12 protein-coding genes (1 of these 12 cut by a window edge) are annotated in these 12,267 nt (G+C 59.6%); 7 read left to right on the forward strand and 5 right to left on the reverse strand.

All coding sequences use genetic code 11. The features are described 5' to 3' along the window. Window positions 1-164 precede the first annotated feature (164 nt). The 4 genes from AB4N48_RS02075 to AB4N48_RS02090 all read right to left on the reverse strand — a co-directional run bounded on the left by AB4N48_RS02075 (window position 165) and on the right by AB4N48_RS02090 (window position 3,529). Window positions 165-959 (reverse strand): Crp/Fnr family transcriptional regulator, encoded by a 795-nt coding sequence (locus tag AB4N48_RS02075; protein ID WP_252882689.1) that lies wholly within the window; start codon window positions 957-959, stop codon window positions 165-167. Window positions 960-974: 15 nt separating this feature from the next. Next, window positions 975-1,247, reverse strand: coding sequence for a TfoX/Sxy family protein (locus AB4N48_RS02080; protein ID WP_016773175.1), 273 nt, complete (start codon window positions 1,245-1,247; stop codon window positions 975-977). 289 nt (window positions 1,248-1,536) lie between these two features. Further along, window positions 1,537-1,881: a pentapeptide repeat-containing protein gene (locus AB4N48_RS02085; protein WP_041477841.1), complete on the reverse strand. Its 345-nt coding sequence runs from the start codon at window positions 1,879-1,881 to the stop codon at window positions 1,537-1,539. Between the two features lie 91 nt (window positions 1,882-1,972). Further along, window positions 1,973-3,529, reverse strand: coding sequence for a bifunctional aminoglycoside phosphotransferase/ATP-binding protein (locus tag AB4N48_RS02090; protein ID WP_041477842.1), 1,557 nt, complete (start codon window positions 3,527-3,529; stop codon window positions 1,973-1,975). 116 nt (window positions 3,530-3,645) lie between these two features. Here AB4N48_RS02090 and mrcB point away from each other — a divergent pair, with 116 nt between their 5' ends. The 3 genes from mrcB to AB4N48_RS02105 are packed head-to-tail and all read left to right on the forward strand — an operon-like array spanning window position 3,646 to window position 7,071. Further along, window positions 3,646-5,970 carry a penicillin-binding protein 1B gene (gene mrcB, locus AB4N48_RS02095; protein ID WP_056790389.1) on the forward strand — a complete coding sequence of 775 codons (2,325 nt, stop codon included), beginning with the start codon at window positions 3,646-3,648 and terminating at the stop codon, window positions 5,968-5,970. A gap of 16 nt (window positions 5,971-5,986) precedes the next feature. Beyond that, on the forward strand, window positions 5,987-6,736 hold the full coding sequence (locus AB4N48_RS02100) for a tetratricopeptide repeat protein (protein ID WP_460094724.1): 750 nt from the start codon (window positions 5,987-5,989) through the stop codon (window positions 6,734-6,736). Then, entirely contained in the window at window positions 6,736-7,071 is a 336-nt protein-coding gene (locus AB4N48_RS02105; protein WP_056790386.1) for a YqcC family protein, read from the forward strand. The genes AB4N48_RS02100 and AB4N48_RS02105 overlap by 1 nt, the downstream gene beginning before the upstream one ends. A 124-nt stretch (window positions 7,072-7,195) precedes the next feature. On the opposite strand, the gene AB4N48_RS02110 is transcribed toward AB4N48_RS02105, so the two are convergent. Then, a complete protein-coding gene (locus AB4N48_RS02110; protein ID WP_095181815.1) occupies window positions 7,196-7,612 on the reverse strand; it encodes a DUF4124 domain-containing protein in 417 nt (138 codons plus the stop codon). A gap of 399 nt (window positions 7,613-8,011) precedes the next feature. Between AB4N48_RS02110 and AB4N48_RS02115 the strand changes: the two genes are divergently transcribed. The 4 genes from AB4N48_RS02115 to pssA form a co-directional block, all read left to right on the forward strand. Beyond that, the gene (locus AB4N48_RS02115) at window positions 8,012-9,736 is read left to right on the forward strand and encodes an acetolactate synthase 3 large subunit (RefSeq protein ID WP_039761986.1); all 1,725 of its coding nucleotides are present in this window, start codon (window positions 8,012-8,014) and stop codon (window positions 9,734-9,736) included. Between the two features lie 2 nt (window positions 9,737-9,738). Continuing rightward, entirely contained in the window at window positions 9,739-10,230 is a 492-nt protein-coding gene (gene ilvN, locus AB4N48_RS02120; RefSeq protein WP_003176102.1) for an acetolactate synthase small subunit, read from the forward strand. Window positions 10,231-10,276: 46 nt separating this feature from the next. After that, window positions 10,277-11,293 carry a ketol-acid reductoisomerase gene (gene ilvC / locus AB4N48_RS02125; RefSeq protein ID WP_003228216.1) on the forward strand — a complete coding sequence of 339 codons (1,017 nt, stop codon included), beginning with the start codon at window positions 10,277-10,279 and terminating at the stop codon, window positions 11,291-11,293. 148 nt (window positions 11,294-11,441) lie between these two features. After that, a protein-coding gene (gene pssA / locus AB4N48_RS02130) for a CDP-diacylglycerol--serine O-phosphatidyltransferase (protein WP_016773182.1) crosses the window boundary here: on the forward strand, window positions 11,442-12,267 show its 5' portion. Its footprint extends 32 nt past the window's final position; 826 of the gene's 858 nt are visible here — the first part of the coding sequence; its start codon is at window positions 11,442-11,444; its stop codon lies beyond the right edge, outside the window.

Here is a 12,267-nt window from a genome sequence, read left to right on the forward strand (position 1 = left end):
ATAATCTGAGAGTCCGAACCAAGGGCTTTTCAGAATATCGACTGATCTCGCGACCAGTTGTGATAATCATAGCGATTCTCATTACCGCGTCAACCGCTGTTTTTGCAAATCTGTAATTTAGTTTTGCGAGTGGTGGTGAGGCCCTGTGAATAAAGGGCTATGCGCTAGGTGCGCTGCGTCGTCAACTGCGTGATCTGGCGATTCAACTGTCCGATGCGTCGAGCCATACCCTCAATCAGGCCATGGGCGATCTTCGGGTTGCTGCGGGTCATGCTCAAAAACTGATCACCAGGAATCAACATCACCGTGCTCGGCTCGGACGTCACCACCGAAGCGTTGCGCGGCTCGCCGGTAAACAACGCCATGGCGCCGAAAATCTCGTCCTTCGGCACGTCACCGACCTTGTGCCCGTCAACAAATGCCTCAGCATGCCCATCGATAATCACGAAAACATGGTCCGCTGCATCGCCCTGTTGAATCAGCACGGCGCCGGCCTCGACCCGTTTGAAGCCGTTGGTGCTGCGGAACTCCCGGGGTTTCAACTCGGCCACAGCGTGGGCGAGCAGCGCCATTTGCCCGAGCAGATAGCTCAGAAGCTGCTCGGCTCGATCAGGGTCGGCATACAAATGCTGCAAAACCTCTGCGCGACCATAGGGCAGCAGGCGCACAGTGCTGTCGCTGCATACGCGACAGTCGCTCCATTGCTCGCCACGTTGCAGACCGAGCAGATCACCTTCCTGCCAATAGAACAGAGGGCGGCCCGCGATGCAGCCATGCACAACGCCCTCGCTCAGCAAAAACAGCTGATCGTCCGGCAACTGCGCAAACAAATCATCCGTGGCCTCCAGTTCGACAACAGTCGCGCATGGCGATAAATCCTGTAGCCACTGCCCGGGAAGACTCTGCAAGCGATTGATCAATGCGTCGGCGTGGGCCGACTGTTCCCCCAGCAAATACATGGCGTCAGCGCCTGTTCAGTTTTTATGGCGCGCGGAAATGGCTTCGAGCTGCTTGTTCAAGGCGTCCTTGCGCTCGGCAGGGATGTCGTTCCAGTGCACGTCCATCAACGCCCCTTCGATCGCATACAACAACACCTTTGAAGCGCGAAAGCCTCGAGTACGCACGGCCCGGTAGGCATCCACTGCACCGAGGCGACGCAAGTCCGAGGCGCTGTGGATGCCCACGGCATGCAGCCATTGCGCCGATGTCTTGCCAAGATTTTTCAGGTGTTGCAGTTCATCATTCATCAAGCCTCCTTGCGACGGCCGAATGGTGCGTGGGCGAGCTTCTCAGCAGTGTAGCCATCAGTAGGAAAAGCGTGGTTGTTTGGTCGGATTCGACGCAAAAGCTTCTAAGAAAGGGGGGTAAAGGACCTGCGAACGCAGAGGGAAGGGAGGTAAACGATTATCAATGGGGGAGCGAGCCTGCTCGCGAAGAGGGCGTATCAGACACAATCAATATCGACTGACACTACGCCGTCGCGAGCAGGCTCGCTCCCATAGGGGCAAGGCGTGGTGTCAGGAAGATTTCCGGATATCAGCGAGTGCGATAGCGCAATCGTGTACCGAAATTCATTGACATCAGGATCTCGTCGGCACTCAGCTCCGGCGGAAAGTACGCACCGGAAATCTGTGCATGGGCCAGGCTGGCGCCTTCGAGCGAAGCCTTGCGGAAATCGATGCCACGCAAATCGGCGGAGCGGAAATACGCATCGCGGAAATCCACGTTATCGGCGTTCAGTTCACGCAGGTCGAGGCCCCGGAAATCGCCTCCGACCATGTCGATCAGACCATCCTGTGGACGTTCTTTGTTGAAGCCTGCAACGTCATCTTTGTGCAGCAGGGCGTAAAGCGGAGTGTCGAGCAGTTTAGGCTGGCTCATGTCAGATCACCTGTTGGTTTTATGACGCCAGTATAGTGCCACTATTTGCCGGCCGTGAAGCGAGCGAGGGCTTCACGGCCGAAATAGTTTTTTACAGGCCCGGCAGGCGCTGACGGATCTGCGCGACCACAGTGTCCAGCGTGCCGGATTCATTGGTCTGCACGCGTTTGCTGCGCAGAATCTCCTCCGGGGTCAGCGCTTCGCGGTTGGCCTGCTGCGCTTCGATCACTGCCAGGGTGGCGTCGGACGGATCCTTCTGATCGGCCTGGCGCATCGCCAGCCAGCTTTCGATTACCGCTTGCGGGGCATTGCAGTCGAGGATCAGGAACGGCGTGCCAGTGGCTTCGGCAATCTTCGCCGCGTTGTCGCGCTGCTCGCGTTTGAGATAGGTCGCGTCGATCACTACCGGGAACCCGGCGTGCAAAATCACCTCGGCGATTTCATGCAGACGTGCGTAGGTCGCGGTGCTGGCGTCGGCACTGTAAATGCCGGCCTGCACGTCGTTGGCAACGGTCTGCTCACCGAACAGGCGCTTGCGCTCGACATCGGAACGCAGGCGAATTGCGCCCAGCGCTTCGACCAGGCGCATGGCCACATGGCTCTTGCCGACTGCGGAAACACCGTGGGTAATGGCCATGAAGCGCGAAGGAATGGTGCTGTAGCTTTCCGCCAGGTTGGCGTAGTTGCGGTACTGGCGCAGGGTGGTGGCGCGCTGCACCGCAGTCGCGTCCGCCGGCATGCTGAACAATGCCACCTTGGCCCGCACCAGCGCGCGGTAGGCTTTATAGAAGTTCAACACTTCCAGGCCCTCATAGTCGCCGGTCAGTTCCAGATACTGGCTGATGAGGCGACGCGCCAACGATTTCAGGCCACGGTCTTCCAGGTCCATGGCGAGGAAGCCGGTGTCGGCCCAGACATCAGTGAAACGGAATGGCTCGTTGAACTCGATGCAGTCGAAGATCACCACATTGCCGTCGATGACCGTGGCGTTGCCCAGGTGAATGTCGCCGTGGCATTCACGGGTGAAACCTTGTGTCTTGCGCTGGGCGAACAGGGGCTTGAGGCGCTCGAAGCTGCTTTCGGCCCAGGCTTTCAATGCCTCAAGTTGCAGCAAATCGTTCTTGTCGCTGAGGAACGGCAGGATCTGCTCGAAATTTTGCGCGACCGGCGCCATCACGCTGTCCGGTGTACCTGCGTCGTGTTCGGCCGGGACTTTCGGGGCATTGAGATGGAAATGGGCGATCTGCTCGGCCAACGCGTCGATGTGCTGAGTGGTCAGTTCGCCATTGGCTTGCAGGGTGCTGAGCAAGCCGCTCTGCGGGAACTGGCGCATTTTCAGCACGTATTCGATAGCCGGGCCGTCGCCGCCCAGTTGTGGTGCCTCGACGCTGCCGGTGATCGGCAACACGTCGAGATACAAATCAGCGGTCAGACGCTGGTTCAGACGCAGCTCTTCAGCGCAGAAATGCGCACGTGCGTCGAGGCTGGTGAAGTCGAGGAAGCCGAAATTCACCGGCTTCTTCACTTTATAGGCAAAGGGGCCGGTGAGAATCACCCACGAGATGTGGGTTTCGATGACCTGAAACCCTTCGACGGGATGCGGGTAGAGGGCCGGGTTTTGCAGGGCAGCGATCAGGGACTGGCTCACGGGCGATCCTTCAGAGGCGGGGGAATTCGAGGCGGCCATTATGGCTGCTTGCCCGCCTGACGCAAACCTCCGCGCGTGCCTGTTGAGGATCGATAAAGTGCGTATAATCCGCCGCCATGACTCGATCCCGATCCCCCCGTACCAAGAAAAAACCACCAGCCAAGGGCCTCAGCCCATGGTTGAGCTGGGCCATTAAACTCAGCCTGGTCGGCCTTGTAGTGCTGGCCGGCTTTGCCGTTTACCTCGATGCCGTGGTGCAGGAGAAGTTCTCCGGCAAGCGCTGGACCATCCCGGCCAAGGTGTACGCGCGCCCGCTTGAGCTGTTCGTCGGACAGAAGCTCAGCAAGGACGATTTCCTCACCGAACTCGATGCCCTCGGCTATCGCCGCGAAGCCGTGAGCAATGGCCCCGGCGCCGCCGCCGTCAGCGGCAATACGGTTGACCTGAACACCCGTGGCTTCCAGTTCTATGAAGGTCTGGAAAAGCCGCAGCCAGTGCGTGTGCGCTTCTCCGGCGACTACGTCGCCGAACTGTCCTCGACCAACGGTTCGAAACTGTCGGTGGTGCGCCTCGAGCCGCTGATGATCGGCGGCATTTACCCGAAAAATCTCGAAGACCGCATCCTGATCAAACTCGATCAGGTGCCGCCGTACTTGCTCGAAACCCTGATCGCCGTCGAAGACCGCGACTTCTACAGCCACTGGGGCGTGTCGCCGAAATCGATCGCCCGCGCCGTGTGGATCAACACCTCCGGCGGCAAGATGACCCAGGGCGGCAGTACGCTGACCCAGCAGTTGGTGAAGAACTTCTACCTGACCAGCGAACGCAGCCTGACCCGCAAGCTCACCGAAGCGATGATGGCGTTGCTGCTGGAACTGCATTACGACAAGAAGGAAATTCTTGAGGCCTACCTCAACGAAGTCTTCGTCGGTCAGGACGGCCAGCGTGCGGTGCACGGTTTTGGTCTGGCCAGTCAGTTCTTCTTCGGCCAGCCTTTGTCCGAGCTGAAACTGCATCAGGTAGCGCTGCTGGTCGGCATGGTCAAGGGGCCGTCCTACTACAACCCGCGTCGCAACCCGGAGCGCGCGCTGGAGCGGCGCAATCTGGTCCTCGACGTGCTGGCGCAGCAAGGCGTGGCAACCCCCGAACAGGTCGAAGCGGCGAAGAAAATGCCGCTCGGTGTGACGACTCGCGGCAAGCTCGCCGACAGCTCGTTCCCGGGCTTTATCGACCTGGTCAAACGCCAGTTGCGCGAAGACTACCGCGACGAAGACTTGACCGAAGAAGGCCTGCGCATCTTCACCAGTTTCGACCCTATTCTGCAGATGAAAGCCGAAGCCTCGGTCAACGACACGTTCAAGCGTCTGGCCGGGCGCAAGGGCTCGGATGACGTCGAAGCGGCGATGGTCGTGACCAACCCGGAAACCGGTGAAGTCCAGGCGATGATCGGCAGCCGTCAGGCCAGTTACGCCGGTTTCAACCGTGCACTGGATGCGGTACGCCCGATCGGCTCGCTGATCAAACCGGCGGTGTATCTGACCGCGCTGGAGAAACCGAGCCAATACACGTTGACCAGTTGGCTGTCGGACGATCCGCTGTCGGTCAAAGGCGCCAACGGTCAGGTGTGGAAGCCGCAGAACTACGATCGCCGCTCCCACGGTACAGTGTTCCTCTATCAGGGCCTGGCGCATTCCTACAACCTGTCGACCTCGCGCCTGGGCCTGGAAGTCGGCGTGCCGAACGTGCTCAAGACCGTAGGTCGCCTGGGCGTTACCCGTGAATTCCCGGCGTTCCCGTCGATGCTGCTCGGTGCTGGCGGCATGACGCCGATCGAAGTGGCGACCATGTACCAGACGCTGGCCAACGGTGGTTTCAATACGCCGATGCGCGGCATTCGCAGCGTGCTGACCGCCGAGGGCGAGCCGCTCAAGCGTTATCCGTTCCAGATCGAACAGCGCTTCGACCCTGCCTCGATTTACCTGATCCAGAACGCCATGCAGCGGGTGATGCGTGAAGGTACCGGCAGTTCGGTTTATAACGTGCTGCCCAAGACCCTGACCCTGGCGGGCAAGACCGGTACCAGTAACGATTCACGCGACAGCTGGTTCGCCGGTTTCAGTCAGGATCTGCTGGCAGTGGTCTGGCTGGGTCGCGACGACAACGGCAAGACGCCGTTCACCGGGGCCACCGGTGCGCTGCAGGTCTGGACCAGTTTCATGCGCAAGGCCGATCCGCTGCCGCTGGACATGCCGCAGCCGGACAACGTCGTGCAAGCGTGGGTCGATTCGCGCACCGGCCAGGGTTCCGATGCCAACTGCCCCGGCGCGGTACAGATGCCGTATATTCGCGGCAGCGAGCCGCCACCCGGCGCCGCGTGTGCAAGCGAAACACCTGCCTCGCCGGAGTCGGTGATGGACTGGGTCAAGGGCTGGATGAATTAAGCAAAGAGGGTTTCAAGTGAACAAGTGGTTGATTCCAGCGGTGACCGCCGTGGCTTTGCTCAGCGGCTGCTCCACCGTACAGCGTGGTTCGATTCCGGTAGTGGATTCGGGTACGGCCGTGTCCAGCAGCGAACGCATCGGCGCCAATGGCGGTTTCCGCCAGACCACGGTCAAGCGCCCGGCGCAGGGCCAGACTCAGGCGATTCCGCAGGGCGATACCGGCGTGGTGGTGATGGTGCCGGGCGGCGGTGCTGCGGTGTCAACACCGATCAGTTCTTCGCCGATCGTCCCGGGGCCTGCATCCGGCGGTATCACGTCGGGGCCTTACAACCCATCGGCGGTTGAGTCGGCACCGATCAACTCCGGCAGCTACAGCATGCCGTCGACGCCAAGTGGCATTCCTTCGGCCAGCAGCGGTGGCGGGCTGTCGGCGGATGAGCAACTGGACGGTCCGGTACTCGCCTTGCTGACCACCGCGCAACAGCAGCAGGCCGGCGGCGACCTCAACGGTGCCTCTTCCAGCCTGGAGCGGGCGCAACGTGTCGCCCCCCGTGAGCCACAAGTGCTTTACCGTCTGGCGCAGGTGCGCATGGCCCAGGGCGATGCGCCGCAAGCCGAGCAATTTGCCCGTCGCGCGTTGACCATGGCCAACGGTCGTCCGGATCTGCAAGCCAGCCTGTGGGAAATCATCGCTCAATCTCGTGAGAAACAAGGCGATTCCGCCGGCGCCGCGCTGGCCCGTCAGAAGGCCAAGGTTTCCCTGTGATGGACGTGCGTTTCCCGAAAATCGCCGATCAGCTGTTGTTGATTGAACGCGAGCTGCGCACCCAGGGCTGGTGGGATGAGGTTCAGCCGTCGGTCGAAGCCCTGAGCAGTGTCGAGCCGTTCTCGGTCGACACGCTGGACTTCGAGCAATGGCTGCAATGGATCTTCCTGCCGCGCATGAAGATGATCCTCGAACAGGATCTGCCCTTACCGAACGCCTCGGGCATTCAGGAAATGGCGGAAATGGTCTTCGCCCAGCGCAACCTTGGCGGCAAGGATCGGCAGTTGCAGGTGCTGCTCAAAGAGTTTGACCGGCTGATCACTGCCTCCCGCTGAGCGCGGTTGTGTAGGAGCTTTGTAGGAGCTGCCGAAGGCTGCGATCTTTTGACTTTAGACGAGCAGGATCAAAAGATCGCAGCCTCGTTGCACTCGTCAGCTCCTACAAGTTCCGACGTCGCGATTACGAGCAATTCTCGGCAATCTGCTTCTTCGCTTCGACGATGCGTTCCTGACGCTGTGTATCGTCGAGCCTGCGCACATCCCCCTCGACCTCCTCACGCAAACGCGGATTGTTCTGCAGTTGCGCCAGGTTCGTGCGTGCCTGTTCGCAAAAGGCCTCGAGCTGCGCCTGCTGCTCGGCGACCTGTTTCTTCACCTTGGCATCAATGGCTTTCTGATCGCCGAGTACGCCGCCGCCCGGCAGCGGCGCGGCTTTCGGCGCGGGTGAGGAGGGCGTTTGCAGGGTCGTCGCCGGTTGGCCCTGCGGCGGTTGTGCATCGAAATGCGTGACGCCTTGGGCATCGACCCATTTGTAGATTTGAGCGGCCGAGCACCATGGGCTGAGACCGATCAGCAGAGTAAGGAGGAGCGTTCGCATGCTGATTCCTTGGCAAAAATGCGCAATTGACGCTAACAGAGTAGCGCTTTTCAGGTTTTTTCTTGCGTTCTCATGTGCTTACCCACAATTAACCCCACAGACGACTTGACTTGCAGAGGGCGAAACAGAAGAATCCAAAGTCCGCTGTAGAGGGACTGCCAGAAGCAGACCCACTCGGTAGATCATGAGGCGCACATCCGCGCCGACCTGTTACACCCGCAACGCGTTACCTCGCGCTGGGTGGGAAAGGCCCGCAACACTTGGGACGATCCCAATACTTGCTCAGTCAGTGCTGACGTAGTCGGCGACCACCGTCGCTCATGCTCTGCCGAGAAGTAAACCTATTAAGACCCGCCCCTTTTTTGTGGACGGTATTCTGGCGTTTTAGAGGTGAACAACGTGGAGCTTTTATCTGGCGGTGAGATGCTCGTCCGCTTTTTGCGTGACGAAGGCGTCAAATATATCTACGGGTACCCGGGTGGTGCTCTCCTGCATGTTTACGATGCCCTGTTCAAAGAACCGGAAGTGACCCACATCCTGGTTCGTCACGAACAAGCGGCGACCCATATGGCTGACGGCTACGCCCGTGCCACCGGTAAAGCCGGCGTGGTATTGGTGACATCCGGTCCAGGCGCCACAAACGCCATCACCGGTATCGCCACCGCCTATATGGACTCGATTCCGATGGTGATCATTTCCGGTCAGGTGCCAAGCACCATGGTCGGCACCGACGCGTTCCAGGAAACCGACATGATCGGTATCTCCCGGCCGATCGTGAAGCACAGCTTCATGATCAAGCACGCTTCGGAAATCCCGGAAGTCATGAAGAAGGCCTTCTACCTGGCGCAGTCCGGTCGTCCGGGCCCGGTCGTGGTCGACATCCCGAAAGACATGACCAATCCGGCCGAGAAATTCGAATACGTTTTCCCGAAGAAAGCCAAGCTGCGTTCCTACAGCCCGGCCGTTCGCGGTCACTCCGGGCAGATCCGCAAGGCGGCAGAAATGTTGTTGGCGGCCAAGCGCCCGGTGCTGTACTCCGGCGGCGGCGTGATTCTCGGCAATGGCTCCGCGCAACTGACCGAGCTGGCGAAAATGCTCAACCTGCCGGTGACCAACACCTTGATGGGTCTGGGCGCTTTCCCTGGCACTGACCGTCAGTTCATCGGCATGCTCGGCATGCACGGCAGCTACACCGCGAACCTGGCGATGCACCATGCCGATGTGATCCTCGCCGTCGGCGCACGCTTCGACGATCGGGTGATCAACGGCCCGGCGAAATTCTGCCCGAACGCCAAGATCATCCACATCGACATCGACCCGGCGTCGATCTCCAAGACCATCAAGGCTGACGTGCCAATCGTGGGTCCGGTCGAGAGCGTCCTGACCGAAATGGTCGCGATCCTCAAGGAAATCGGCGAGACCCCGAACAAGGAGTCCGTGGCCAGTTGGTGGAAGCAGGTCGATGAATGGCGTGGCGATCGCGGCCTGTTCCCTTATGAAAAGGGCGACGGCAGCAAGATCAAACCGCAGACCGTGATCGAAACCCTCTGCGAAGTGACCAAGGGCGACGCCTTTGTGACCTCCGACGTGGGTCAGCACCAGATGTTCGCTGCGCAGTACTACACGTTCAACAAGCCTAACCGCTGGATCAACTCCGGTGGTCTGGGCACGATGGGCTTCGGTCTGCCAGCAGCGATGGGCATCAAGCTGAGCTTTCCGGACGACGACGTTGCCTGCGTCACCGGCGAAGGCAGTATCCAGATGAACATCCAGGAGCTGTCGACCTGCCTGCAATACGGCTTGCCGGTAAAGATCGTCATCCTCAACAACGGTGTGCTGGGCATGGTTCGCCAGTGGCAGGACATGAGCTACGGCAGCCGTCACTCGCACTCCTACATGGAATCGCTGCCCGACTTCATCAAGCTGGCTGAAGCCTACGGCCACGTTGGCGTACGCATCACCGAATCGAAAGATTTGAAGTCGAAGATGGCCGAAGCGTTCGCCATGAAGGATCGCCTGGTGATCATCGATGTTGCGGTCGACACCAGCGAGCACGTCTACCCGATGCAGATCAAAGACGGCTCCATGCGCGATATGTGGCTGAGCAAGACGGAGCGTACTTAATCATGCGGCACATTATTTCCCTGCTTCTGGAAAACGAACCCGGCGCTCTGTCTCGTGTAGTCGGCCTGTTCTCGCAGCGCAACTACAACATCGAAAGCCTGACCGTGGCGCCGACCGAAGACCCGACCCTGTCGCGTCTGACGCTGACCACCGTGGGCCACGATGAAGTCATCGAGCAGATCACCAAAAACCTGAACAAGCTGATCGAAGTGGTCAAGCTGGTGGACCTGTCGGAAAGCGCTCACATCGAGCGTGAACTGATGCTGGTCAAGGTCAAGGCCACTGGCGCCCAGCGCGCCGAGATCAAACGCACTACCGATATCTACCGTGGGCAGATCGTCGATGTCAGCGCCAGCGTGTATACCGTTCAGTTGACCGGTACCAGCGACAAGCTCGACAGCTTCATTCAGTCCATCGGCACCGCATCGATTCTGGAAACCGTCCGTAGCGGCGTGACCGGCATTGCTCGCGGCGACAAAGTTCTCAGCATCTAAACCAAATTAGCGCATGGCCTGAACGGCCGGATATAAGGGGAAATTCATGAAAGTTTTCTACGATAAAGACTGCGACCTGTCGATCATCCAGGGCAAGAAAGTTGCCATCATCGGTTACGGCTCCCAGGGCCACGCTCAAGCGTGCAACCTGAAAGACTCCGGTGTCGACGTTACCGTCGGTCTGCGTAAAGGTTCGGCCACCGTTGCCAAAGCCGAAGCTCACGGCCTGAAAGTGACCGACGTTGCTTCCGCTGTTGCCGCTGCCGACCTGGTCATGATCCTGACCCCGGACGAGTTCCAGTCCTCGCTGTACAAGAACGAAATCGAGCCGAACATCAAGAAAGGCGCCACTCTGGCCTTCTCCCACGGCTTCGCGATTCACTACAACCAGGTTGTTCCGCGTGCCGACCTCGACGTGATCATGATCGCGCCGAAAGCCCCGGGCCACACCGTGCGTTCCGAGTTCGTCAAAGGCGGCGGTATCCCTGACCTGATCGCGATCTACCAGGACGCCTCGGGCAACGCCAAAAACGTTGCACTGTCCTACGCCGCTGGCGTCGGTGGCGGTCGTACCGGCATCATCGAAACCACCTTCAAGGACGAGACCGAAACTGACCTGTTCGGCGAACAAGCCGTTCTGTGTGGCGGTACCGTTGAACTGGTGAAAGCCGGTTTCGAAACTCTGGTTGAAGCTGGCTACGCGCCGGAAATGGCCTACTTCGAGTGCCTGCACGAACTGAAGTTGATCGTTGACCTCATGTACGAAGGCGGTATCGCCAACATGAACTACTCGATCTCCAACAACGCCGAGTACGGCGAGTACGTGACTGGCCCGGAAGTGATCAACGCCGAATCCCGTCAGGCCATGCGCAACGCCCTGAAACGTATTCAGGACGGCGAATACGCCAAAATGTTCATCAGCGAAGGCGCAACCGGCTACCCTTCGATGACCGCCAAGCGTCGTAACAACGCCGCTCACGGTATCGAAATCATCGGCGAGCAACTGCGCTCCATGATGCCGTGGATCGGTGCCAACAAGATCGTCGACAAAGCCAAAAACTAAGTCGTCGTCCCTTGCACGAAAAACGCGGCCTAGGCCGCGTTTTTTCGTTTGGGCCGGTGCTTCTGGTATAAAGCTGCATCGTTTGTGGCCGAACTGTCGTCCTCAAGCCTCTGTCGAATTTTTTCCAAACCGTTGCAAGGTAATGTCCATGAGCGAACGTCCCGAAGAGCCGAACAAGGCTTCCGACGCCGAAAGCCTGCTGCCCATCGATGAACACATCGAAGAAGGGCACGACGCCGAAGGTCGTAAAGTCCGGCATCGTGGTATCTATCTGCTGCCGAACCTGTTCACCACCGCCAACCTGTTCGCAGGCTTCTATTCCATCATCAACTCGATGAGCGCGCAGGCCGCGTTGAGCGCCGGCGACTCGGTGAATGCGAGCAAGTACTTCGCCTTCGCTGCAATCGCGATTTTCGTCGCGATGGTGCTCGACGGTCTCGATGGTCGCGTAGCGCGCATGACCAATACGCAAAGTGCTTTCGGCGCCGAGTATGACTCGCTGTCGGACATGGTCGCCTTCGGCGTCGCGCCGGCATTGCTGGCCTTCGGTTGGGCGCTGGGAGACATGGGCAAGGTCGGCTGGATGGTCGCCTTCATATATGTAGCGGGAGCGGCGTTGCGTCTGGCGCGTTTCAACACCCAGGTCGGCACGGCGGACAAACGCTACTTCATCGGTCTGGCCAGCCCGGCGGCGGCAGGTGTGGTGGCCGGCATTGTCTGGGCGTTCAGCGATTACGGCATTCAGGGTTCGAAGATGTCGTTCCTGGTGGCGTTGATGGTGGCGGCGGCCGGCATGCTGATGGTCAGCAACATCAAGTACAACAGCTTCAAGGAGCTGGATCTCAAAGGTCGCGTGCCGTTCGTGGCGATCCTGGCGGTGGTGCTGGTATTCGCTGTCGTGTTCAGTGATCCGCCGCGCATTCTGCTGCTGGTGTTCCTCGCCTATGCGGCGTCCGGTCCGGTGCAGTATCTGT

Source organism: Pseudomonas sp. S2_C11 (assembly GCF_054668395.1).